Annotated in this window: 21 protein-coding genes; 4 read left to right on the top strand and 17 right to left on the bottom strand. The window is 74.2% G+C overall.

The features are described from left to right. The first annotated feature begins 163 nt into the window (after positions 1-163). Positions 164-1777 carry an MFS transporter gene (locus IGS69_RS28030; RefSeq protein ID WP_385862689.1) on the top strand — a complete coding sequence of 538 codons (1614 nt, stop codon included), beginning with the start codon at positions 164-166 and terminating at the stop codon, positions 1775-1777. Positions 1778-1786: 9 nt separating this feature from the next. Here IGS69_RS28030 and IGS69_RS28025 read toward each other — a convergent pair whose 3' ends face one another. Beyond that, positions 1787-2242, bottom strand: coding sequence for a VOC family protein (locus tag IGS69_RS28025; protein WP_190903261.1), 456 nt, complete (start codon positions 2240-2242; stop codon positions 1787-1789). A gap of 65 nt (positions 2243-2307) precedes the next feature. Beyond that, positions 2308-3150: a helix-turn-helix domain-containing protein gene (locus IGS69_RS28020; protein WP_190903260.1), complete on the bottom strand. Its 843-nt coding sequence runs from the start codon at positions 3148-3150 to the stop codon at positions 2308-2310. A 151-nt stretch (positions 3151-3301) separates the two neighbouring features. On the opposite strand from IGS69_RS28020, the gene IGS69_RS28015 reads away from it, so the two are divergent. Together IGS69_RS28015 and IGS69_RS28010 are read left to right on the top strand one after the other, a co-directional pair. After that, complete coding sequence (locus IGS69_RS28015) at positions 3302-4210, top strand: polysaccharide pyruvyl transferase family protein (RefSeq protein WP_190903259.1); 909 nt, start codon at positions 3302-3304, stop codon at positions 4208-4210. A 104-nt stretch (positions 4211-4314) separates the two neighbouring features. Next, positions 4315-4635, top strand: coding sequence for a DUF3040 domain-containing protein (locus IGS69_RS28010; protein ID WP_190903258.1), 321 nt, complete (start codon positions 4315-4317; stop codon positions 4633-4635). 25 nt (positions 4636-4660) lie between these two features. On the opposite strand, the gene IGS69_RS28005 is transcribed toward IGS69_RS28010, so the two are convergent. From IGS69_RS28005 to IGS69_RS27950, 12 genes are all read right to left on the bottom strand, one after another. Then, positions 4661-5557, bottom strand: coding sequence for a glycosyltransferase family 2 protein (locus IGS69_RS28005; protein ID WP_190903257.1), 897 nt, complete (start codon positions 5555-5557; stop codon positions 4661-4663). Continuing rightward, positions 5554-6438 (bottom strand): glycosyltransferase family 2 protein, encoded by an 885-nt coding sequence (locus tag IGS69_RS28000; protein WP_190903256.1) that lies wholly within the window; start codon positions 6436-6438, stop codon positions 5554-5556. Before IGS69_RS28000 ends, IGS69_RS28005 begins: the two co-directional genes overlap by 4 nt. A gap of 13 nt (positions 6439-6451) precedes the next feature. Beyond that, positions 6452-7408, bottom strand: coding sequence for a glycosyltransferase family 9 protein (locus tag IGS69_RS27995; protein ID WP_190903255.1), 957 nt, complete (start codon positions 7406-7408; stop codon positions 6452-6454). Continuing rightward, positions 7405-8769: a D-glycero-beta-D-manno-heptose 1-phosphate adenylyltransferase gene (gene rfaE2, locus IGS69_RS27990; RefSeq protein ID WP_190903254.1), complete on the bottom strand. Its 1365-nt coding sequence runs from the start codon at positions 8767-8769 to the stop codon at positions 7405-7407. Before rfaE2 ends, IGS69_RS27995 begins: the two co-directional genes overlap by 4 nt. 1 nt (position 8770) lies before the next feature. Then, a complete protein-coding gene (locus tag IGS69_RS27985) occupies positions 8771-9373 on the bottom strand; it encodes a D-sedoheptulose-7-phosphate isomerase (RefSeq protein WP_190903253.1) in 603 nt (200 codons plus the stop codon). Further along, complete coding sequence (locus tag IGS69_RS27980; RefSeq protein ID WP_190903252.1) at positions 9373-10590, bottom strand: glycosyltransferase; 1218 nt, start codon at positions 10588-10590, stop codon at positions 9373-9375. The genes IGS69_RS27985 and IGS69_RS27980 overlap by 1 nt, the downstream gene beginning before the upstream one ends. Beyond that, positions 10587-11537 (bottom strand): glycosyltransferase, encoded by a 951-nt coding sequence (locus IGS69_RS27975; RefSeq protein WP_190903251.1) that lies wholly within the window; start codon positions 11535-11537, stop codon positions 10587-10589. Before IGS69_RS27975 ends, IGS69_RS27980 begins: the two co-directional genes overlap by 4 nt. After that, entirely contained in the window at positions 11534-12523 is a 990-nt protein-coding gene (locus IGS69_RS27970) for a glycosyltransferase family 9 protein (protein WP_190903250.1), read from the bottom strand. Before IGS69_RS27970 ends, IGS69_RS27975 begins: the two co-directional genes overlap by 4 nt. Next, positions 12520-13119 carry a D-glycero-alpha-D-manno-heptose-1,7-bisphosphate 7-phosphatase gene (locus IGS69_RS27965; RefSeq protein ID WP_190903249.1) on the bottom strand — a complete coding sequence of 200 codons (600 nt, stop codon included), beginning with the start codon at positions 13117-13119 and terminating at the stop codon, positions 12520-12522. The genes IGS69_RS27970 and IGS69_RS27965 overlap by 4 nt, the downstream gene beginning before the upstream one ends. Next, positions 13116-14114, bottom strand: coding sequence for a glycosyltransferase family 2 protein (locus IGS69_RS27960; RefSeq protein ID WP_190903248.1), 999 nt, complete (start codon positions 14112-14114; stop codon positions 13116-13118). The genes IGS69_RS27965 and IGS69_RS27960 overlap by 4 nt, the downstream gene beginning before the upstream one ends. Further along, positions 14111-15757 (bottom strand): carbamoyltransferase family protein, encoded by a 1647-nt coding sequence (locus IGS69_RS27955; protein ID WP_190903247.1) that lies wholly within the window; start codon positions 15755-15757, stop codon positions 14111-14113. Before IGS69_RS27955 ends, IGS69_RS27960 begins: the two co-directional genes overlap by 4 nt. A 147-nt stretch (positions 15758-15904) precedes the next feature. After that, positions 15905-16867, bottom strand: a complete 963-nt coding sequence (locus IGS69_RS27950; RefSeq protein ID WP_190903246.1) for an NAD-dependent epimerase/dehydratase family protein — start codon at positions 16865-16867, stop codon at positions 15905-15907. A gap of 176 nt (positions 16868-17043) precedes the next feature. Here IGS69_RS27950 and IGS69_RS27945 point away from each other — a divergent pair, with 176 nt between their 5' ends. Next, positions 17044-17484: an SRPBCC family protein gene (locus tag IGS69_RS27945; RefSeq protein ID WP_190903245.1), complete on the top strand. Its 441-nt coding sequence runs from the start codon at positions 17044-17046 to the stop codon at positions 17482-17484. A gap of 33 nt (positions 17485-17517) precedes the next feature. On the opposite strand, the gene IGS69_RS27940 is transcribed toward IGS69_RS27945, so the two are convergent. From IGS69_RS27940 to IGS69_RS27930, 3 genes are all read right to left on the bottom strand, one after another. Further along, entirely contained in the window at positions 17518-18669 is a 1152-nt protein-coding gene (locus IGS69_RS27940; protein ID WP_190903244.1) for an XdhC family protein, read from the bottom strand. Between the two features lie 37 nt (positions 18670-18706). Beyond that, positions 18707-20164: an NCS2 family permease gene (locus IGS69_RS27935; RefSeq protein WP_190903243.1), complete on the bottom strand. Its 1458-nt coding sequence runs from the start codon at positions 20162-20164 to the stop codon at positions 18707-18709. A gap of 111 nt (positions 20165-20275) precedes the next feature. After that, positions 20276-22675: a xanthine dehydrogenase family protein molybdopterin-binding subunit gene (locus IGS69_RS27930; RefSeq protein WP_190903242.1), complete on the bottom strand. Its 2400-nt coding sequence runs from the start codon at positions 22673-22675 to the stop codon at positions 20276-20278. Position 22676 lies beyond the last annotated feature (1 nt).

Genomic DNA, 22676 nt, shown 5'->3' with positions numbered 1-22676 from the left:
CACGTTCGACGCGGCATCCGTGGCGGACCACGGTCACATGGACGAGGAGGTCGTCCTCACACCGCCGAGGGGTTGCCGAACGGCGCGTTCCGCGGTATCAGTGTGCCGCGCGGGGCGCAAAGAGTCCTGTGATGCGACGTGACACGGCCGGGCGCAGACTGATGTGGTGACTAGCACGCGCCCGGGGCGCGGCGAGGCCGCGACCCCTTCCCGATCCGCACCGCACCAGAGTGTCGCGCTGGCGGCGATGATGTTCGCCGTCGCCATGACCTTCATCGACCAGACCATCGTGTCGATCGCGGCTCCGGACATCGTCCGCGAACTGGGTCTGTCGTCCTCCGGCATGCAGTGGGTGGTCAACGCCTATCTGCTGGCTCTCGCCGCGTTCTTCGCCCTGGGCGGCCGTCTCGCGGACCTCTACGGGCCGCGGCGGGTCGTCGTCATCGGCACGGTGGTGTTCGTCGTGTCGTCGGTGCTGTGCGGGTGCGTCCCCTCGGGCGGCGCCGCGCAGGCCTGGCTGATCATCTTCCGCGCCACCCAGGGCCTCGGGGCGGCGCTGCTGTTCCCGGCGGCCCTGGCCGTGGTGGTGGCGGTGTTCCCGGTCGAGCGGCGCGGGCGTGCCCTCGCGCTGTTCTTCGGGGTCACCGGCGCGCTGACCGCCATCGGCCCGCTGCTGGGCGGCTGGCTGACGAACTGGACCTGGCGCGCCGTGTTCTGGGTCAACGTGCCCGTGGCGATCGTGGCGCTGGTCCTCACGGCGATGGCGCACATCTCCGACCGGCGGCGGTCCGGCACGCTGGACGTCCCGGGTGCCGTCCTGATCGCGATCGGCATGGGCCTGAGCGTCCTCGGCTTCCAGCAGGCGTTCTCCTGGGGCTGGGGCAGCTGGGCGACCTGGGTGTGCATCGTGGGCGGCCTGGCGGTGCTGGCCGGGTTCGTCCGCTTCGAGCGCGGGGTGGAGCATCCGCTGATCGATCTGCGGGTCTTCCGCGACAAGGCGTTCAGCGTGGACGCGCTGGTGTTGTTCTTCGCGATGCTCGCGTTCGTCCCGCTGTTCTTCTTCGCCTCCGTCTACGCCCAGGTGTCACTGAGCGCCTCACCGAACCAGGCGGCGCTGTTCCTGCTGTACATCTTCGTGGGCTTCGCGATCGCATCCCAGTGGGGCGGCCGGATCCTCGACAAGAAGGGCGCGAGGCCCGCCCTGAAGATGGGCGGGGTGGTGGGCGCCGTCGGGTTCGCGCTCTGGGCGGGTGAACTCACCGACCTGACCATGCACGACCAGTGGCTCTACGCGGCGCTCGCCGGAGCCGGTATCGGTTTCATCCTGGCGCCGGCGTCGACGGACGCCGTGAACCGGGCCATCGGCACCTCCTACGGCGAGGTCACCGGCATCACCCAGACCGTGCGCAACTTCGCGGCCAGCGTGGGCATGGCGATCTACGGCACGATCCTGACGCACGTCACGACCGACAACGTCACGGGCACCCTGGAGTCCCGCGGCGTGCCCACCGGGACGGCGCAGAGCACGGCACGCGACGTCACCGAAACGATCACGGGCAGCGGCGACGCCCGGCCGCCCACCGGCACCGGCCCCGCCGCCGAGGCGACCCGGGACGCGATGCCGGCGATCCGCATGGACTTCGCGGAAGCCAACCAGTGGGTGTTCTACGGCATGGCCATCGCGCTGGGCATCGCCTTCCTGTGCGCCCTGCGGCACCCGGGCGGCACGGTGGACGCGAACGCGAAGGTTGAGGAACCGGCGGCGCGGGCCCGCTGACGACGCCCGTCAGGACGTGAACAGGTCCGTCGTGCGTTGCTGGATCTGCTCGGGCGTCAGGTCCTCGATGGTCTGGGAGATCATCCAGAGATGGCCGAACGGGTCGGCGAGTCGGCCCCCGCGCTGCCCGTAGTGCTGGTCGGCGACGGGGTACACCACCGTCGCCCCGCCCCGCAGCATGGCCTCGGCCACGGCGTCGGCGTCGGGCACGTCGAGCGCCATGATCACCGGGCTGCCGCCGAGGGACGTCGGCGCCGGGTCGGCGGTGTCGGCGTCCTTGACCGCGATCGCCGAGCCGCCCAGTCGCAGCATGGCGTGCACGATCGTGCCGTCGGGGCCGGTGTACCGCTCGATCTCCTCGGCGCCGAGGGTGTCCCGGTAGAAGTCGATCGCCCGGGCCCCGTCGGAGACCACGAGGCGGGCGTAGAGGCGGGTGACGGCGGGGGTGGTGTTCGCAGGTGTCATGCCTTCACGATCGCGGGTTATACGGCGGCGTGGATTGTAGAAAACCGCCGACCGGACGGAGTCCGTCAGCCGCCGAGCGGAACGTGGTTGCGTTCGTGCGGCGAGCGCGGTGCGTACGCGGTCGGGGTGAGGCCGGCGAACGCGCGGAACTCGTGGATCAGATGGGCCTGGTCGTGATAGCCGCAGTTCGCCGCGAGGAGCGCCCAGTCCGGCGGCCCGTGCCCGGCGTTCACGTGCCCCAGCAGCCGCTGGAAGCGCCGGACGCGCGCGTACCGCTTGGGCGGGAACCCCAGGTGCTCGGTGCAGGTGCGGGCCAGCCGTCTCGTGGTCCAGCCGAGCCGGTCGGCGACCTCACTCACGGGGGTGCCACGGTCGAGCAGCGCCGCGGCGCGCCATGCCGCCGGGTCCGGCTCCGGCGGGCGGTCCGTCCGGTCCAGCAGGGCCGTCTCCAGCGCCCGGAGTCCGGCCCGGGGCCCACCGGCTGCCACGGCCTCCAGCAGCCGTTCGCGCAGCACCGCACCGTCCGTGCCCCACAGGTCGTCCAGGCCGACGAGCTGGTCGCGGACCTCCGAGACGGGGGCGCCGAGGAAGGGGTGGACGCCCGCGGGCCGGAACGCCACCCACAGGACGGCTCGTTGCTGCGCCGGGTCGATCACGGCCGGCTCGGCGTACGGCCCGTGCAGGGCGGCGCCGCGGGTACGCCGATGGGCGCCCTGCAACGGCGACGAGGACAGGGCGTCCCCGTCCAGGTTCACCAGCAACTGCGCCGCACCGGTCGGCAGGGCCAGCTCGGCGGAGTGCGCGAACCGCAGCTCCACACAGCCCATCGCACCGATCGCCGCCCCGAGCGCGGGCACCGACGGCCGCATCGTGAGCACGACGGGCGACTCCCCAGCCGTACGAGCCATGGGGCCAGCCTACGACCGCGCACCACGGCGGCAGCCACGTCACATGCGTGGAGACCTTCCACTCCCGGTGACGGCAAGGCATATGCGAGTAATGCCCTGATTACCCTGCCCGTGGGGCGGGCACTCAGGGCATGTGCACCCACACAACGGCATGCGACCGCGCAGGGTTCTACTGACGGGGTGGTTCAGCTTCCGGGACGGGGAGGCGACCGCCGGGGATGTGCTGGCCCTGCGCCGGGTCGAGGACGTACTGCACGGCACGGGCATCCCCTACGACGTCGCCTGGAGCCCCGGTTTCCGTCCGGACGCCCTGCATCTGGACCGGCTCTGGCCGGAGGACTACTCGCACCTGGTGTTCGTGTGCGGCCCGCTGCACGGGCCGCAGGTCGAGGAGCTGCACCGGCGGTTCGCGCACTGCGCGCGGATCGCCGTCGGCACCTCGGTGATCGACCCCGCCAGCGCGGCCGTGACCGGCTTCCACCGCGTGCTGCCGCGGGACGCGCCGGACCGCGAGCCGGTGGAGGACCTGGCGGCCCGTGCCCCGGACGTGCCCGCCCGGCCGGTCGTCGGGGTGATCCTCACGCACGGGCAGCACGAGTACGGGCGGCAGCGGCGGCACGGTCAGGTCGCCGAGGAGGTGACGCGCTGGCTGGCCGCGAAGGACTGCGCCCGCCTGGAGCTGGAGACCCGGCTCGACACCCACGACTGGCATCTGAGCGCCACACCCGCGCAGCTCCAGTCCGTGCTGGCCCGGCTGGACCTCGTGGTGACCGACCGGCTGCACGGGATGGTCATCGCCCTGCGGGTCGGCACGCCGGTGCTGGCCGTCGACCCGGTCGACGGCGGGGCGAAGGTGGCCGCACAGGCCCGGGCCTGTGGCTGGCCCGCGCTGGTGCCCGGCGAGCAGCTGGACGTGGGGCAGTTGGACCGCTGGTGGGACTGGTGCCTGACCGGCGGCCGGGTGACCGCCCGGCAGATCCGCGACGGGTTCCGCGAGGGCACCGTGCCGGACAGCGCGGACCGGCTCGTCGAGGCGCTGGCACGGGCCGTGCCCGGTTAGCCCGGGGACCCCACGGGGCACCCGCTCGGTCAGTCCCCGCTTCCTGTCCCGCCGCATGTCCCCCGGGAGAAGAGACGGTCCGGGCCGCCCGGAAGGAGAACCGCGTGTCCATCGGCCGACTTCCCGATCACGAGCAGCGCGTCCTCGACGAGATGGAACGCGCCCTGCGCCGCAACCGCCGCCTCGACCGCCGGCTGCGCACCCTGCGCCTGAGCCGCCTCCCCGACCCCGCCCGGGGCGTCGCGCGCCTGGCCGCCTACCGGCCCCGCGTCTGGACCGTGGCGATCCTGCTCGCGGTGTCGGTCGCCCTGCTGGTCACCGGCATCATCACCGCCCGGCCCGCGGTGATCTGGGCGTTCGCCGCCGTGTGGCCCCTGACGCTGTTCGCCGGGTTCAGGCTGATGCGCCGGAGGACCGGGGACTGAGCGCTCCCGGGGCCCCGGCCGGGCGTCAGCCCCGGTAGCGGCGGGCCTTCGAGGAGCGCTGGGACGGTTCCAGCAGGCGCAGCCGGGACTCGACCGCGGGCGGCAGGACGCGCCGCTCGCGCAAAACCCACGGCAGCGCGGCGGCGGCCTCGGCGAAGGCACGCAGGGACGCGGCGTCCCGCGGGACCGTACGGGCCAGGTCGACCGTCCGGCGCAGGGCGGGGCCCACCGGGCGGCGCAACCAGGTGAACCACAGGGTGTTGCGGATGCCGTGGGTGCGGCGCAGGGTGGCGTCGCGGACCCGCGACGGGTGGTGGTGCACCGCCAGGTGATCGGCGTACGTCAGCCACCACCCGTCGGCTGCCAGGTCAGCGGCGAGCAGTTCCTCCTCGCCGCCCAGCCACAGCCGCGGATGGAAGCCGCCCGCGGCCCGGAAGGCGTCGGCGCGCAGCACGGTCGCGGCCGCCAGGAACGATCCGAGGGCCGGTCCGGGCAGCCAGGCGGGCCCGGGCACGGGCGAGTCGCGGAGTTCCTCGACGATCGGGTCGTCGGTGCCCTGCGGTTCGACGACGATCCGGGCCGTGACCGAGCCCAGTCCCGGATGCCGGTCGAGGAGGTCGGCGGCGCCCCTCAGCGATCCGGGCGCCCACCAGGAGTCGTCGTCGCAGAACGCGATGTAGGGCGTACCCACCTGCCGGACGGCGAGGTTGCGGCCCACGGCGCCGAGGTTGCGTCCGGGCCGCAGCAGCCGGACCCGGGGATGGTGGTGGGCGACGGCTTCGGCGGTGCCGTCCGTGGAGGCGTTGTCGGTGACGATCACCGGCGGGTTCTCCGGCAGTTCGGCGAGGCGGTCGAGGGTGTGCAGCAGTTCCCGGCGCCGGTTGTGGGTGATGACGACGACGGTCGTCCGGCTGTCGCTCATACGGCCGCTCCCTCGGTCAGGCGCGCGGCCCGCTCCACCTCCGGCGGCAGGGGCCGGCGCGCCCGCAGGGCGGCGGGCAGCCGGACCAGCGCCCCGCACAGGGCGCGCCGGGCGTGGTCGTCGTGGCAGGCCTCGGCGGCCAGGGCGCGGGTACGTCCGAGCGCGTACGGCACGGGACGGCGCAACCAGGCGGTGAGGAGTTCGTTGCGTCGCTGCACGGCCGGGCGGCCGGTGCGCGGCCCGGGCGCCGGATGGTGGTGGGCGACGACGTCCGGGCAGTGGCTGACGCCCCAGCCGCACGCGGCCAGGTCGTAGGCGAGAAGGGTCTCCTCGGCGCCGAAGAACAGCAGCCGGTGGAAGCCGCCCACGTCCAGGTAGGCGCGGCGGCGGACCACGGAGGCGCAGGCGAGGAAGCCCAGGACCTGGGTGCCGGGGAGGTCGGCGACCCGGCCGAGGGGTGAGTCCGCGAGCACGTCGTTGAGCGGGTCGGGGTCGGCGGTGGGGCCGACGAGGGTGCGGGCGGCGATGAGGCCGAGCCGCGGATGGCCCTCGAAGAGCCGGGCCGCGGTGCCGAGCGCGCCGGGCGCCCACCAGGAGTCGTCGTCGCTGAACGCCACATACGGGGTGTTCAGGGCGCGGGCACCGTGGTTGCGGGCCAGAGCGCCGTGGTTGACCGGCAGGGCGAGGACGCGGACGCGGGGGAAGTCACGGGCGAGCAGGGCGCGCGTGTCGTCGGTGGAGGCGTTGTCCGCGACGAGGATCTCGGGCCGTTCGGGGAGGGCGAGGAGCCGGCGCAGGGCGGCGGCGAGGGTGGCCGAGCGGTTGCGGGTGGCGATGACGACGCCGACGGGGCTCGGGTGCGCGTGCGGTGTGGTCGTCATGGTGGGGTGCCCCTCACGGGTGACGGGTGCCGGGCAGTCGGCCGGCGGCGCGCAGGACGTCCCCGGGGGTGATGCGCAGCAGCGCCGGGTCGGGTCGGCGGCCGTGCGGGTCGCCCTCCGGGCCGTACCACAGCGCGCGGTGGCGCGGACCGGGTGGCGGGCCCCAGCGGCTCGGCGGGACCGGGCCGAACAGCGTGACGGAGCGGGTGGCGTGGGCGACCGCGAGGTGGGCGATGCCGGTGTCGCCGCTGATCACGACGTGCGCGTCGGCGACGAGGGCGGCGAGCCGGCCGAAGGGCAGGCCGCCGCCGAACACGTCGGTGTCGGGCAGGCCGGCCTGTTTGGCGAGCCGGGCCACGAGGTCGCCCTCGTCCGCGCCGCCGGTGACGACGACCCGCAGGCCCCGCGCCCGCAGTTCGGTGGCGACGGCCGCGTACCGCTCGACGGGCCAGCAGCGGGCGGGTGACCCGGCGCCGGGGTGCAGCACGACCGCGCCGGGCGCCGGGGAGGCGTTGCGCGGCCGGGACAGTCGCACATCGGCGGGGTCGGCGTCGATGCCGTAGGCCTGGAGCAGCCGGCACCAGCGGTCGCGTTCGTGTTCCTCGGCGTACCAGGGCGGGCCGTCGATCCCGGGCAGGTCCGGGTGCGCGAAGGCGAGGAGCTTCCGGGGCCGCAGGCCCATGAGCAGCCGGTGGCTCGCCGCTCCGTTGCCGTGCAGGTCGACGGCGATGTCCGGCGGCGGCCCGCTCCAGTCGAGCGACGGCGGCACCTCCCGCCCCGGCGCGGAGGCGGGCAGCAACCGGTCCACGGCCCCCGTGACCGCGGCGACCGGTTCGAGCTCGGCGGGCGCGGCCAGGACGGTCTCGTGCCCGGGGTGGGCCCGCCGCAGGGCGCGCAGGGCGGGGACGCCGGCGAGGAGGTCGCCGAGTCCGAGGGCGCGCAGCACGAGGATGCGGGGTGGCACGGTCACCGTGCTCCTTCCGCCGCTCGTTCCATCAGGGCCGTCGAGGAGCGGCCGTCGAGGTAGGGCAGGAGGACCGCCTGGCCGCCCCACTTCTGGAGGAGGGCGGCTTCCGGCAAGTCGGCCGCCGCGTAGTCGCCGCCCTTGACCCAGACATCGGGGCGCAGGTCGGCCAGGAGGCGTTCGGGGGTGTCCTCGTCGAAGACGGCGACGGCGTCGACGCAGGCCAGGGCGGTCAGGACCCGGACGCGGTCGGCGAGCGGGTTGACCGGCCGGGCTCCGCCCTTGCGGCGCCGCACCGAGGCGTCCGAGTTGACGCAGACGACCAGGCAGTCACCGAGCCGCCGCGCGGCCTGGAGCAGGCCGACATGGCCGGCGTGCAGCAGGTCGAAGCAGCCGCCGGCGGCGACGACCGTGCCGTGCGCGGTACGGACCCGGGCCGCCAGGGCGTAGGGGTCGTGATCGTCGGTCTGCCGTGCCGGTCCGGCCTCCGCGCTCGGTACCGCCGCCGCCCCGCCCGCGGCGACGAACGCGCTCGCGGTGGCCACGGCGCCCTCGACGGCCTCGGCGACCAGGGCACCGTCGGCGAGGAGCCCGGCCGCCGTCGCGGCGAACCGGTCCCCCGCCCCGCAGCTGTCGCCGTGGTGGGCGGCGGGCGCGGGGACGAGCAGCGGGTGCTCGCCGTAGGACAGCAGGGCGCCGCGGGCGCCGAGGGTGACCGCCACGGCGGCGGACCGCCAGTGCCGTACGAGGGCGGCGGCGCTGTGGGCGGCGGCGTGCAGGTCCCGGCGCGCGGTGCCGTCCGGCGGGGCGAGGCGGTGGGCCTCCTTCTCGGCCGGGGTCACCAGGTGGGTACCGGGCACGGGCGTGCCGCCGCGCGGGTGCGGGTCCCAGACCAGCGGCGGGCGGGCGGCGAGGACGTCGCGGAGGGCGTCGGCCGTGCCGCGGCCGTAGTCGGAGACCAGGACGGCGGGCGCGGAGCGGACGGCCCCGCGGGCGGTGTCCGTGGCCTCGCGCGTGCGGCCGGCGCCGCGGTCCAGACGGACCACGGGGCGGTCCTGTGCGAGGATCCGGGTCTTCTCGGACAGGGTGCCGGTCAGCGGCAGCGGGACCAGGGTGAGCCAGGGTTCCAGAAGGCGGCGCAGGGCGCGGCTCGCCGGGTCGTCGCCCACCCCGGCGACGAGCGTGACGTCCCTGCCGTCGCGGGCCGCGAGGTAGGCCGCCAGCGCGGCGCCGCCGGGCCGGGTGCGTTCCGCGCAGTCGTCGACGACGGGCACCGGCGCGTCCGGCGCGAGCCGCTCCGCCCGGCCGCTCAGATCCCGGTCCAGCAGCGCGTCCCCGACCACGACCAAGGGTGTCTTGCCGTTCATGTCACCTCCGGCCGTCGCCGTCGCGCCAGGTGCCCCGTTCCACCGCCGCGTCGAACGCGGCACACACCATGTGCACCGCCACCAGGTGCAGTTCCTGCACGGTCGCCGCCGTCGGTGCCTCGACGCACAGGTACTCGTCGCTGCCCGCCATCAGCGGGTTGGGGGCGCAGCCGGTGAGGGCCCACACGACTGCCCCGGCCGCCCGGCCGGCGTCCGCGGCGGACAGCAGGTTGGCGCTGGCGCCGCTGGTGGACAGCAGCATCAGGACGTCACCGGGGCGGCCGTGGGCGCGGACCTGGCGGGCGAACACCTCGTCCACGCCGTAGTCGTTGGCGATGGCCGTGGTGCTGGAGGTGTCGGCGTGCAGGGCGAGCGCGGAGAACGGCGGCCGGTCGTCGCGGTAGCGGCCGACGAGTTCGGCGGTCAGGTGCTGTGCCTGGGCGGCGCTGCCGCCGTTGCCCGCGGCCAGCAGCCGTCCGCCGCCGGTGAGCACGGTCGCCAGGCGCTCGCCCCACCGCTGCGTGAGGTGAGCCGAGGCACGGAACGCGGTCAGGGCGTCCTGGAGTTCGTCGCAATGCCCCGTGACGGGCGGGTGCACGGTCATCACGCCACCTCCTTCTGCTGTGCGTGTCCGGCGAGGACCTGGTGGTGGACCTGCTGCACGCCGTCGGCGACGCGCCGCCAGGTGTAGTGGGCGAGGACGCGTTCGCGCCCGGCCGCGCCCTGCCGGCGGCGCAGTGCGTCGTGGCCGAGGAGTTCGCGTACGACGGCGGCGACCGCCCCGGGGTCCTGCGGTGCGACGAGCCGGCCCGTGACGCCGTCGGCGACGCTGTCGCGGTGGCCGCCGACGTCGGTGGCGACGACGGGCACGCCGCAGGCCATCGCCTCCAGCGGCACGATGCCGAACGGCTCGTAGACCGGGGTGCACAGCACGAGGTCCGCGCTGCCGATCAGGGCGGGCATGGCGGCCGGGTCGACCGCGCCGAGCATCCGGACCCGGTCGGCCACGCCGGCGCTCCGCGCGAGCCGCCGCAGCCGCTGTGCCTCGGGGTCCTCGTCGAGCAGGCCCGCGGGGGGTCCGCCGGCGATGAGGAGTTCGGTGTCCGGGATCCGGGCGAGGGCCCGGACGGCCTGGTCGTAGCCTTTGCGCGGGACGAGCCGGCCGCAGGCGAGCAGCCGGTGGCGCGCGCGGCGCGCCGGGACGCCGCCGGGCGCCGCCCCGGGCCGGAAGTGCCCGGCGTCCACCCCGCAGGGCACCACGGACACCTGCCCGGGCGGCACGCCCATGTCGGCGAGCTCGTGCACCTCGTCGGTGCAGGTGGCCAGGACGCGGGCGCAGCCGCGGCCGATCTGCCGCTCGACGCCGACGCGTTCGGGCGGGCTGGTGTCGAGCCGGCCCTGGTGGCGGCGCTTGACGGTGCCGAGGGCGTGGAAGGTCTGCACGACGGGAACGCCGTGCGGATGGGCGCCGATCCGGGAGGCCAGGCCGGACATCCAGAAGTGCGCGTGGACCACGTCGGGCCGTTCCCGGGCCCAGGCGCGGGCCAGCCAGGCGCCGAAGGCGGGCATGTGCGGGAACAGTTCGTCCTTGGGGACGGGGGCGGCGGGCCCGGCGGGTACGTGCTCGACGACGGCGCCGCCGGGCAGCGCGACGCGGTCGGGCAGGTCGGCCGCGTCGCGGCGGGTGTAGACCGTGACGTCGTGGCCGCGCCGCGCCAGTTCCTCGCTCAGGCGGGCCACGTACACGTTCTGGCCGCCCGCGTCGACACCGCCGAGCGCGGCGAGCGGGCTCGCGTGCTCGGAGACCATGGCGATCCTCATCGGGCCACCTCCTTCAGCAGCCGCTCCCAGTCGTCCAGGAAGCGGGTGAGTCCGTAACGGGCGAGCGCCGCCGCCCTCGCTCCCTCGCCGACCATGCGGGCGTGCATCGGATCGGCGACGAAGTTCCGTACGGCGTCGGTCAGTTCCTCGATCCGGTTGGAGACCACTCCGCCGCCGGGCGGTACGGCCTCGGTGACCTCGGTGGTGGCGAGCGCGACGATGGGCATGCCCAGGTGCATCGCCTCCAGCAGGGACAGACCGAGGGAGGTCCAGCGGACGGGGTGGACGTAGACGCGTCGCCGCGCCATCGCCTTGTGGAGTGCGGCCTGGGTGAGTTCGTGGGAGCGGCAGCGGTCGGCGGGGACGCCGAGGTGTCCGGCGAGCCCCTGGGTGCCCATGCCGAAGACGTCCAGCGGGGCCGCCTCGGCGAACGCGGGCAGCAGGTCGGTGCCGGTGGTACGGCCGCGCCGCAGCGGCTCGTTGACGGCGACGGCGGCGCGGTCCAGCTCCCCGGTCCACAGGTACCCGGGGTCGACGATGCCGTGTTCGATGACGGTGCTCGGAGCCGGGCCGGCGTCCCACATCAGGCGGTTGAAGTGGGTGACGTGGACGAGGGTGACGCCGGGGAGGTCCGCGGCGGGGTGGCGGGTGTCGGGCACGTCGCCGTGCGGGGCGTTGTGCTCCAGGTACACCAAGGGCGGCCGTCGGCCCAGCCACCGGTCGACCAGGGCGAGTTCGTGCGGGCGTTGCAGGACGACGACGTCGATCTCCTCGTCCCGGAGCCGCTCCGGCGGTACCTCGACGACCGAGCCGGGCCAGTCCCAGGTGCGGGCGCGGCCGAGTCCGTCGGGGCCGCGGTCGGGGGTGACGGGGACGACGTAGGTGTGCGGACCCTGGACGAAGGCGGTGGTCCACGATCCGTGCACGTGCCAGATGAGGATCCTCATGTCTCCCCCAGCAGTTTCTCGACGGCCGTCACCACGTCCTGTGCGGTGACGGTGTCCAGGCACGGATGGCCGGGCACGGGGCACTGCCTGGCCCTGCTGTCCGCGCACGGCGCGTCCTGGTCGCCCAGCAGCACGTACGGGACGCCGTACGGGCGCCAGCGCTCGGCCGGGACGACCGGCGCGAACAGGGACACCACCGGGGTGCCGACGGCGGCGGCGAGATGGGCCGGGCCGGTGTTGCCGGTGACGACGACGGAGGCGCCCGCGAGGACGCCGCCCAGTTCCGCGGCCCCGGTGCGGCCGCCGAGGTCGAGGGCGTGCGAGCCCGCGACGTACGCGGTCAGGTCGCTCTCCCCCGCGCCGCCGGTGACCACCACGCGGTGGCCGGCCGCGGCCAGTTCACGCGCCGCCTCGGCACAGTGCCCGGGGCTCCAGGCGCGGGCGGGGACGCTGGCGCCGGGGTGCAGGACGATGTAGGGGCCCGGGCCGGTGAGACCGGTGGTGGCGGGCGGCGGGAGCACCCGCAGCCGGCCGTCGTCGGCCGGCGGGAACCCCGCGGCCTCGGCGAGGGCCAGCGCGGCGTCGGCCTCGTGGGCGTGCGGGGCGCGGCGGTGGCGTACGTCGAGGAGGGAGCCCGGGTAGTCCTCGCTGTCGGCGGCGATGAAGCCGACGCCGGCCAGGCGCAGCAGCAGGGCGGCGGGCAGCGGCGACTGGTGGTAGGAGGTGAGGATCAGCGCGGTGTCGGCGTCGATCGTGTCGATGAGCTGGTCGACCTCGCCGCGGCCGACGGGCGGGGGGGTGAAGCCCACCCAGGGCGCGTCCCACACGAGGACGTCGTCGACGCCCGGCAGCAGCCCGGCGGCGGGCGCGCCGCGCGGCCCGCACAGCAGGGTGACGGTGTCGGCGCGGGCGGCGACCGCGCGGACGGCGGGCCCGGCGAGCAGGACGTCGCCGAAGCTGTCGAGCCGGGTGACGAGGGCCTTCACGTGACTCTCCCCGGGGCCGGGCCGGTCGTGCAGGCCTCCTGGATGGGGCGTTCGTCGGCGATGACGCGCCCTTTCGGCGGTCCGTTCAGCACGGCGCGGACAGCGGTCAGCAGGTCCGGTGCCACGTGGTCCGCGTGCGCGGTCTCCTCGGGGCGGGTCTGCGCGGTGGGGACGAGGATGCCCTGGGCGCCGGCCCGGCGGGCGGCCTCCACGTCGGCGCCGATGTCGCCGATGACGACGAGGTCGGCGGGGCCGGCGCAGATCCGCCCGGCCGCCCACAGCACCATGCCGGGCTGGGGTTTGCGGCAGTGGCAGCCCTCGTCGGGGCCGTGCGGGCACACGGCGAACACGTCGAAGGGGCCGAGGAGTTCGTCGACGCGGTGGTTGACGCGGCGGACGTCGGCCTCGGTGAGCAGTCCGCGTGCGACGCCGGACTGGTTGGTGACGACGCCGGTGCGGATGCCGCGGGCGCGCAGCAGGGCGAGCGCCTCCCGGGCGCCTTCGACGGGCCGTACGCGGTCGGGGTCGGCGTTGTAGGGGACGTCCTCGACGAGCGTGCCGTCGCGGTCGAACAGCACGGCCTTGACCGGGCTCATCGCGCCACCTCCTGCCAGGCGGCGGCGTGACGGTGGCGCAGGGCGCCGGTCAGCCGGTGCCAGGTCGCGGCGGGCGGGATGAGGACGCTGGTGGCCAGCATGGTCGTCACCTCGTGGCGGGTGCGGGGGCCGGGAGTGATGCGGGCCCGGGCGAACTCGGCCGTGCCGGCCGCCCAGCCGAGCGCGCAGGCCGTGGCGGCCCGGCCGTGCCCGGTGGCGGCGAGGGCGCAGGCGGCGACGCCCGCGGTGGTGATCGCCGCGTGGGTGCGGATCCGGCCGCGTGGGGCGACCGCCTTGTCCCACCAGTCGGGTCCGTGCAGGTGAGCCATGAGGGCGTCGTCGGCGTTGCCGCGCTGCTGGCGCACGGACGCCCAGCGGGAGGCGGGGCGCACGGGGTGGCGGGTGGTGCGGCGGCCCTGCCGGATGCGCCAGCCCGCGTCGAGGACGCGCAGCGCGAGGTCGGCGTCCTCGCGGAAGGCGCGCCGGAACCGTTCGTCGAAGCCTCCGACGTGCTTGAGCGCTTCCGTGCGGTAGGCCATGTCGGCGGTGATCCAGTGGGACTGGGCGAGTCCGGCGGTGCCGCGCTCCCAGTCGGTGGGACGGCGTCCGCCGGGCAGGGGTACGGCGATGACGCCCTGGACGCCGGCGACGTCGGGGGCCGCCTCGGCGAGGTCCTCGGCCAGTTGCCCGCACCAGTGGGGCCCGACCTGGACGTCGTCGTCGAGGAAGACGGTCCACGGCGTGGTGACGGCCCGCAGCCCGGTGTTGCGGGCGGCGGCCGGCCCACGACCACCGCCGTCCAGCACGGTGGTGCGCTCCCGCAGATCGCCGAGGACGCTCAACGGGTGCTCCAGCCTGTCCGGTTCGGGGTCCGGCCGGTCGTCGACGAGGACGATCTGCTCGGGGCGCGGCCCGGTCGCCGCGGCCAGCGCGGCGAGACAGTCGGCGAGGGTGTCCCGTACGAGGGTGGGGATCACGACGGCGTACGAGGTCATCCAGCCCTCCTCCCTTCGGCGAACGCCCGCCCCCGGCGGACCGCGTACGGCCCGATGGCCAGCAGGTCGACGGGCGCGGAGCCGAAGCACTCCAGGGCGTCGCGCGGGTCGTCGACCATGGGCCGGCCGGCGGTGTTGAGGCTGGTGTTGACGACCACGGGCAGTCCGGTGCGCCGCTCGAAGGCGTGCAGCATCCGCGCCACCAGCGGTTCGCGCCGCTCCTCGACGGTCTGGATGCGGGCGGTGCCGTCGACGTGCACGACGGCGGGGATGCGGTCCCGCCACCGCTGGGCGACGTCGTGCACGAACAGCATGTAGGGGCTGGGCAGCGGGCCGCCGGAGAACAGGTCGGCGGCGCGGTCGGCGAGCACCATGGGGGCCACGGGCCGGAACTCCTCGCGGCCCTTGACGTGGTTGAGGCGTTCGAGGTTCTCGGCGCGGCCGGGGTGGGCGAGCAGGGAGCGGTGCCCGAGGGCGCGCGGTCCGTATTCGCTGCGGCCCTGGAACCAGGCGACGACTCCGTCCTGCGCGAGGACCTCGGCGACGGTCTCGGCGATGTCGTCCGGCTTCTCGTACGGGATCGCGGCCGTGTCCAGCAGGGCACGCAGTTCGTCGTCGCTCCAGCCGCGTCCGAGGTCGGCGCCGGACAGGGGCTCGGGCTGTTCGGCGAGGTGCAGCGCCCCGCCGAGGGCGGTGCCGGCGTCGCCGGCGGCGGGCTGCACCCACACGTCCCGGTAGGGGCCCTTCGCGGCGATCTTCGAGTTGGCGACGCAGTTGAGGGCGACGCCGCCGGCCATCGCGAGTGCCTCGCCGCCGGCCTCGCGGTGCAGCCAGTCGACGAGCTCCAGCAGGACTTCTTCGAGGACGGCCTGGGTGCTCGCGCTGAGGTCGGCGTGGTCCTGGTTCCACGGTTCGCCCTTCGCGCGGGGCGGGGTGAACAGGGCCCAGTCGACGCCGTGGGCGCGGAAGCCGCCGTGGCCGGTGGGGTGGACGTACTGCCGCAGTCGCGGGAGGAAGCGCGGGGTGCCGTAGGAGGCGAGGGCCATCACCTTGTATTCGTCGCTGCTGCGCAGGAACCCCAGGTGTTCGGTGAGCTCCTCGTAGACCAGGCCGAGCGAGTCGGGCAGCGCCTGGGTGGCGAGGGTGTCGAGCTTGCCTTCCCGGTAGCGGCCGGCCAGATGGGAGGTGGCCTCGCCGCGGCCGTCGAGGACGAGGACGGCGCTGTCGGGGTGCGGGGAGGCGGGCCCCGCGGAGGCGGCGTGGGCGACGTGGTGGGGGACGAAGACGACCCGGTCGGGGTCGAGCCCGGGCAGGGCCTCGGCGAGGAACTCCGGGGCGCGGCGCGCGTACTCCAGGCGGAGCGGGTCCCAGGGGTCGTCCAGGCCCATGTCACGCGCGGGCCGGGCGAGCTTCGGGTCGAAGGAGTAGGTGACGGCGTCCAGCTCGTCCGGTCGTGTCCCGGCCTGTTCCAGGCACCAGCGGGCGGACAGCTCGGGCAGCTCCCACGCGGAGAACGGCAGCGGGCGCTTGCCGTGCTTGCGGCGGCTGAAGCGCTCTTCCTCGGCGGCCGCCACCGTCCTGCCGTCGACCACGAGGGCGGCGGCGGGGTCGTGGAAGAGGGCGTTGATTCCGAGAATGCGCATGAAGAGGTGCTCCGTCCCGGAGGCGGGTGGGGCTTCGAGGCAGCCGAGTGCCGCGGTGCGGCTGTCTCAAACAATTGGAGCCAACTTCTACGACATAGACCGAAATATCACTTTTTGTCGCGCGCTACAGCGCACAGGGTGACCGGCTCAGGCGGCAGCGGACCGCGAGAACCAGCCAACGGTCCGCTCCAGCCCGTCGGCCCAGCCGATCTGTGGCGTCCAGCCGAGCCGCTCCCGGGCCAGCCGGGTGTCGGGGCGGCGCCGGGCGGGGTCGTCCACGGGGCGGCCCACGTGGCGGACGCGGGAGGCGGAGCCGGTGAGCGCGATGATCCTGCGGGCCAGCTCCAGCATGGTGATCTCGTCGTCGCCGCCGATGTTCACGGGCCCGGTCTCGGCGGAGGCGGCCAGGGCCAGCACGCCGTCCACGGTGTCGTCGACGTAGCACAGCGAGCGGGTCTGGCCGCCGTCACCGGCGACCGTCAGGGGCATGCCGTCCAGGGCCTGCGTGACGAAGGTGGGGACGGCGCGGCCGTCGCCGGTGCGCATGCGCGGGCCGTAGGTGTTGAAGATGCGGACGATGGCGGCGTCGGTGCCGTGCGCGCCGCGGTGGGCGGTGACCAGGGCCTCCGCGAAGCGCTTGGACTCGTCGTAGACGCTGCGCGGGCCGACCGGGTTGACGTTGCCCCAGTAGTCCTCGCGCTGCGGGTGCTCCAGCGGGTCGCCGTAGACCTCGGAGGTGGAGGCGAGGACGAACCGGGCATCGTCGGCGCGGGCGCGCTCCAGGGCGAGGCGGGTGCCGGTGCTGCCGACGTCGAGGGTCTCCAGCGGCAGCCGCAGGTAGTCCACGGGCGAGGCCGGGCACGCGAAGTGCAGGACGAGGTCGAACCGGCCGGGCAGCCCGGCGAGGACCTCCGGGTCGGTGGCGTCACCTCGCACGAAGCGGAAGCCGGGCCGCGGCTCCAGATCGGCCACGTTGGCGCGGGAGCCGGTGGCGAGGTTGTCCAGGCACACCACATCCGTGCCGGCGTCCAGCAGCCGTGCGCACAGATGGGACCCGACGAACCCGGCACCGCCGGTGATCAGAGCCCGGCTCCAGATGTGTCCGCTCACGGGACTCTCCTCCCACTCGGGGCCCCTGTGTCCCGGGGCGAGTAACCCGCTGACGAGCCGAAAACACTATGCACTGAGCGTATACACGCAATGCATAGTCCCGGCGTGCCTTCTCCGGAAGGCGGAGCCGGGGGAGGTGTACCGGTGACTCCCCGCCGGTTCCCTACGATCGGGGGGTGGCGAACTTCCTGCTCGAACGCACCGTCCCGCTCCCCCTCGACGAGGCGTGGCGGCGGATCACACGGTGGCCGCGGCACGGTGAGGCGGTCCCGTTGACGGTGGTCAGGGTGGAGCCGCCCGGCCCGACGCGTGCGGGGTCGCTCGTCGTGGCCCGCTCGGGCGCCGGGCCGCTGGCCTTCGACGACCCGATGGAGATCACCGTGTGGCAGCCGCCCAAGGACGGGACCGCGGGGGTGTGCCGGCTGGAGAAGCGGGGCCGTGTGGTGCTCGGGTGGGCCGAACTGGAGGTGCGGCCGGGACCGGGGGGCCGTACGCGGGTGATCTGGCGGGAGGAGATCCGGATCCGGTTCCTGCCGTCGCTCTTCGACGGCGTGGTGCGGCGTTCGTCGCGGCATGTGTTCGGGCGGGCTCTGAACCGCCTGCTCAGACAGCCCTGACGAGCCGTCGGCGGGACGATTGGGGACGGGGCGTCAGGCGACCGACCCGATCCGTCCGACCGCCTCCGACTCGGGCTCGTGGTGGATCGGGGTGCGGGCGCCGGTCAGTGAGACCCCGCTGCCGCCCCGCTTCCCGGCGACGATCTCCGACGCGATCGACAGGGCCGTCTCCTCGGGCGTACGGGCCCCGAGGTCCAGGCCGATCGGCGAGTGCAGCCGGCTCAACTCCAGCTCGGTGACGCCCACTTCACGCAGGCGGGCGTTGCGGTCCAGATGCGTGCGCCGGGAGCCCATGGCACCGACGTACGCCACCGGCAGGCGCAGCGCCAGCTTCAGCAGGGGCACGTCGAACTTGGCGTCGTGGGTGAGGACGCACAGCACCGTACGGGCGTCGACGTCCGTGCGCTCCAGGTAGCGGTGGGGCCACTCGACGACGATCTCGTCGGCGTCCGGGAAGCGCGTCCGGGTCGCGAAGACGGGGCGGGCGTCGCACACAGTGACGTGGTAGCCGAGGAACTTGCCCATGCGGACCAGGGCGGAGGCGAAGTCGATCGCCCCGAAGACGATCATGCGGGGGGCCGGGACCGAGGACTCGACCAGGACCGTGAGGGGCGCCCCGCAGCGAGAGCCCTGCTCGCCGATCTCCAGGGTTCCGGTGCGGCCGGCGTCCAGGAGGGCGCCGGCTTCGGCGGCGACCGTGCGGTCCAGTTCCGGGTGGGCGCCGAAGCCGCCCTCGCGGGAGCCGTCGGGGCGGACAAGGAGGGCCCGGCCCGTGAGTTCGCGCGGGCCCTTCACGATCCGCGCCACCGCCGCCGCCTCCCCTTCGGCGGCGGCGCGGAGCGCGGACGCGACCACCGGGCGGACCGGATCGGCGGCCCGCACCGGGGTGACCAGGATGTCGATGACGCCGCCGCACGTCAGTCCCACGGCGAAGGCATCGTCGTCGCTGTAGCCGAAGCGCTCCAGGACGGTTTCGCCGTCCCGCAGCGCCTGTTCGCACAGTTCGTAGACCGCGCCCTCGACGCAGCCTCCGGAGACCGAGCCGATCGCCGTGCCCTCGGCGTCCACCGCGAGCGCGGCGCCGGGCCGGCGGGGCGCGCTGCCGCCGACGGCCACCACGGTGGCCACGGCGAAGTCACGGCCCTGCTCGACCCACCGGTTCAGCTCCTCGGCGATGTCCAGCATCTGTCTCGGTCTCCTCGGGGTTGCGGCGGGCGGGGCGTCAGTGGACGCCCAGCCAGCTCTCGATCGGGTTGAGGGCGAAGTAGACGACGAACACCGCCGTGAGGATCCACATGAAGGCGCCGATCTCGCGCCACTTGCCCTGGGCGGACTTGATGGCGACGTAGGAGATGACGCCGGCGGCGACGCCGGTGGTGATGGTGTACGTGAACGGCATCAGCACGACCGTGAGAAACACCGGGATGGCGGTGGCCCGGTCGGCCCAGTCCACGTGCCGGGCGTTCATCAGCATCATGGCGCCGATGACGACGAGGGCGGCGGACGCGACCTCCTGCGGCACGATCGCCGTGAGCGGCGTGAAGAACAGGCAGGCCGCGAAGAACAGGCCCGTCACCACGGACGCCAGGCCGGTACGGGCACCCTCGCCGACACCGGTCGCCGACTCGATGAACACCGTCTGGCCCGAGCCGCCGGACACGCCTCCGATCGCGCCGCCGGCCCCGTCGATGAACAGCGCCTTGGACAGGCCCGGCATGCGGCCCTTGTCGTCGGCGAGCTTGGCCTCGGTGCCGACGCCGATGATGGTGGCCATCGCGTCGAAGAACCCGGCGAGCACCAGCGTGAAGACGATCATCCCGACCGTCATCGCGCCGACCTCGCCCCAGCCGCCGAACCGCACCTCCCCGAAGAGGGAGAAGTCGGGCATGGACACCGCGCTGCCGTGCAGTTCGGGTGCGCCGCCCGCCCACTGCCGGGGGTCGATGACACCGGCCGCGTTCAGGATCGCCGCGACGACCGTGCCGCTGACGATGCCGATGAGGATGGCGCCCGGGATGTTCCTGGCCTGCAGCATGAAGATCAGCAGCAGGGTCCCGGCGAACAGCAGCACGGGCCAGCCGGCCAGTTCGCCCGCCGGGCCGAGCGCGAGGGGCGTGGCCTTGCCCTGGTGCACGAACCCCGACTTGTAGAAGCCGATGAGGGCGATGAACAGACCGATGCCCATGGTGATGCCGTGCTTGAGCGCGAGCGGGATCGCGTTCATGATCATCTCGCGCAGGCCGGTGACGACCAGCAGCATGATGATCACGCCGTACATCACGCACATGCCCATCGCCTGCGGCCAGGTCATCTCGGGCGCGACCTGGGAGGCGAGGACTCCGGAGACCGAGAGGCCGGCGGCGAGGGCCAGGGGCACCTTGCCGACGAAGCCCATCAGCAGGGTGGTGAAGGCCGCCGCGAACGCGGTCGCGGTGATCAGGGCCGGCTGGGCGAGCGTGGCCCCGGCCGCGTCCTTGCCGGACAGGATCAGGGGGTTGAGCAGGAGGATGTACGCCATCGCCATGAAGGTCGTGATGCCGCCGCGCACTTCACGGGCGACCGTGGACCCTCTGCGGGATATGTGGAAGTACCGGTCGAGCCAGGACCGTCCGGCCGGGACGCGGGTGCCTTCACCCGCGTCTTCGGCTGTGGCCCTCGGCTCCAGTGATTGCTGGGTCATGGGTGCCGTCTCCCAAGTTTCAAAGGGGGTTGGGATGTTCACGACCCGGGGGACGGCCCGAGACGAACAAGGGGCCCTGGGGGACGAAGCCCCCCAGGGGGACGTGACTGCTCAGCCCTCGGAGAGCTGTGTGCCCGTCAGGTGCTCGGGCCTCACCGGAGTCCGGTTCAGCTCGAGCCCGGTCGCGTTCCGGATCGCCGCGAGGACGGCCGGGGTGGACGACAGGGTCGGTGCCTCACCGATGCCGCGCAGCCCGTACGGGGCGTGCTCGTCGGCGAGTTCGAGGACGTCGACCGGGATGGTCGGCGTGTCGAGGATGGTCGGGATCAGGTAGTCGGTGAAGGAGGGGTTCTTGACCTTCGCCGTCTTCGGGTCGACGACGATCTCCTCCATGACCGCCACGCCCAGGCCCTGCGTGGTGCCGCCCTGGATCTGGCCGAGCACCGACAGCGGGTTGAGCGCCTTGCCGACGTCCTGGGCGCAGGCCAGCTCGATGACCTTGACCAGGCCGAGCTCGGTGTCGACCTCGACGACGGCCCGGTGCGCGGCGAAGGAGTACTGCACGTGCCCGTTGCCCTGCCCGGTGCGCAGGTCGAAGGGCTCGGTCGGCCGGTGCCGCCACTCCGCCTCGACCTCCACGGTCTCACCTTCCAGCACGTCGGCCAGGTCGGAGAGGACCTCGCCGCCGTCGGTGACGACCTTGCCGCCCTCCAGGAGCAGCTCGGCCGTCGCCCAGGCCGGGTGGTAGGAGCCGAACTTGCGGCGCCCGATCTCCAGGACCTTCTCGCGGACCAGCTCGCAGGAGTTCTTCACGGCGCCGCCGGTGACGTACGTCTGCCGGGAGGCAGAGGTCGAACCGGCGCTGCCCACCTGGGTGTCGGCCGGGTGGATGGTCACCTGCGTGACGCCCAGCTCGGTGCGGGCGATCTGCGCGTGGACGGTGACGCCGCCCTGGCCGACCTCCGCCATGGCGGTGTGCACGGTGGCGACGGGCTCACCGGCGACGACCTCCATGCGGACCTTGGCGGTGGAGTAGTCGTCGAACCCCTCGGAGAAGCCGACGTTCTTGATGCCGACCGCGTAGCCGACGCCGCGTACGACGCCCTCGCCGTGCGTGGTGTTGGACAGGCCGCCCGGCAGCTGCCGTACGTCGGCGCCCTCGCTGGACTCCCACTGGCGCTCCGGCGGCATCGGCATCGCCTTGACGCGGCGCAGCAGTTCGGCGACCGGGGCCGGGGAGTCGACGGGCTGCCCCGTCGGCAGGAGCGTGCCCTGCTCCATGGCGTTGAGCCGGCGGAACTCCACCGGGTCCATGCCGAGCTTCGCGGCGAGCTTGTCCATCTGCGCCTCGTAGGCGAAGCACGCCTGTACCGCGCCGAAGCCGCGCATCGCCCCGCAGGGCGGGTTGTTGGTGTAGAGGGCGATGGCCTCGATGTCCACGTCCTCGACCACGTACGGGCCGACGGACAGGGAGGAGGCGTTGCCGACGACCGCCGGGGAGGCGGAGGCATAGGCGCCGCCGTCCAGGACGATCCGGCACTTCATGTGGGTGAGCTTGCCCTCGCGCGTGGCGCCGTGCTCGTAGTACAGCTTGGCGGGGTGGCGGTGGACGTGCCCGAAGAACGACTCGAAGCGGTTGTAGACGATCTTGACGGGCTTGCCGGTGCGCAGGGCCAGCAGGCAGGCGTGGATCTGCATCGACAGGTCCTCGCGGCCGCCGAACGCGCCGCCGACGCCGGAGAGCGTCATCCGCACCTTGTCCTCGGGCAGGCCGAGCACGGGCGCGATCTGGCGCAGGTCGCTGTGCAGCCACTGGGTGGCGATGTAGAGGTGGACTCCGCCGTCCTCCTCCGGCACGGCGAGGCCGGACTCGGGGCCGAGGAAGGCCTGGTCCTGCATGCCGAAGATGTACTCGCCCTCGACGATGACGTCGGCCCGCTCCCGGGCGGCCGTGACGTCACCGCGGACGATCGGCTGGCGGTGGACGATGTTGGGGTGCGGGACGTGACCGGCGTGGTGGTCGTCGCGGTTCTCGTGGACCAGCAGCGCGTCCGGGGCGGTCGCGGAGGCCTCGTCGGTGATGACGGGCAGCTCGCGGTAGTCCACCCTGATCTTCGCGGCGGCCCGGCGCGCGGTCTCCGGGTGGTCGGCGGCGACCAGGGCGACCGGCTCGCCGTGGTGGCGGACCTTGCCGTGGGCGAGGACCGGGGTGTCCTGGATCTCCAGCCCGTAGTTCTTCACATCGGTGGGCAGGTCGTCGTACGTCAGTACGGCGTAGACGCCCGGCATGGCCAGGGCCTCGCCCGTGTCGATGGACAGGATTTCGGCGTGCGCGACGGTCGAGCGCAGGATCTGCCCCCACAGCATGTCCTCGTGCCACATGTCGGACGAGTACGCGAACTCGCCGGTGACCTTGAGGGTGCCGTCGGGGCGGAGCGTGGACTCGCCGATGCCGCCCTTGGTCTGGGAGCCCTGGGTGATCTTCGTGGGGGTTCCGCTGGGGGACGCCATG

Origin of the sequence: Streptomyces tuirus (genome assembly GCF_014701095.1) — a bacterium.
Lineage (GTDB): Bacteria > Actinomycetota > Actinomycetes > Streptomycetales > Streptomycetaceae > Streptomyces > Streptomyces tuirus.
The sequence above is the reverse complement of the archived record's forward strand: the minus strand, read 5'-3'. Positions and strand labels throughout refer to the sequence as shown.

Bases quoted from the DNA above. Each gene is read 5' to 3' on its own strand.
- IGS69_RS27980 (WP_190903252.1), bottom strand. From the start codon at position 10,590: ATGAGGATCGCCATGGTCTCCGAGCACGCGAGCCCGCTCGCCGCGCTC.
- IGS69_RS27960 (WP_190903248.1), bottom strand. From the start codon at position 14,114: ATGACCTCGTACGCCGTCGTGATCCCCACCCTCGTACGGGACACCCTC.
- IGS69_RS28025 (WP_190903261.1), bottom strand. From the start codon at position 2,242: ATGACACCTGCGAACACCACCCCCGCCGTCACCCGCCTCTACGCCCGC.
- IGS69_RS27930 (WP_190903242.1), bottom strand. From the start codon at position 22,675: ATGGCGTCCCCCAGCGGAACCCCCACGAAGATCACCCAGGGCTCCCAG.
- IGS69_RS28005 (WP_190903257.1), bottom strand. From the start codon at position 5,557: ATGAGCGACAGCCGGACGACCGTCGTCGTCATCACCCACAACCGGCGC.
- IGS69_RS27935 (WP_190903243.1), bottom strand. From the start codon at position 20,164: ATGACCCAGCAATCACTGGAGCCGAGGGCCACAGCCGAAGACGCGGGT.
- IGS69_RS28015 (WP_190903259.1), top strand. From the start codon at position 3,302: ATGCGACCGCGCAGGGTTCTACTGACGGGGTGGTTCAGCTTCCGGGAC.
- IGS69_RS28000 (WP_190903256.1), bottom strand. From the start codon at position 6,438: ATGACGACCACACCGCACGCGCACCCGAGCCCCGTCGGCGTCGTCATC.
- IGS69_RS27965 (WP_190903249.1), bottom strand. From the start codon at position 13,119: ATGAGCCCGGTCAAGGCCGTGCTGTTCGACCGCGACGGCACGCTCGTC.
- IGS69_RS27955 (WP_190903247.1), bottom strand. From the start codon at position 15,757: ATGCGCATTCTCGGAATCAACGCCCTCTTCCACGACCCCGCCGCCGCC.
- IGS69_RS27985 (WP_190903253.1), bottom strand. From the start codon at position 9,373: ATGACCGTGCACCCGCCCGTCACGGGGCATTGCGACGAACTCCAGGAC.
- IGS69_RS27975 (WP_190903251.1), bottom strand. From the start codon at position 11,537: ATGAGGATCCTCATCTGGCACGTGCACGGATCGTGGACCACCGCCTTC.
- IGS69_RS28020 (WP_190903260.1), bottom strand. From the start codon at position 3,150: ATGGCTCGTACGGCTGGGGAGTCGCCCGTCGTGCTCACGATGCGGCCG.
- rfaE2 (WP_190903254.1), bottom strand. From the start codon at position 8,769: ATGAACGGCAAGACACCCTTGGTCGTGGTCGGGGACGCGCTGCTGGAC.
- IGS69_RS27940 (WP_190903244.1), bottom strand. From the start codon at position 18,669: ATGCTGGACATCGCCGAGGAGCTGAACCGGTGGGTCGAGCAGGGCCGT.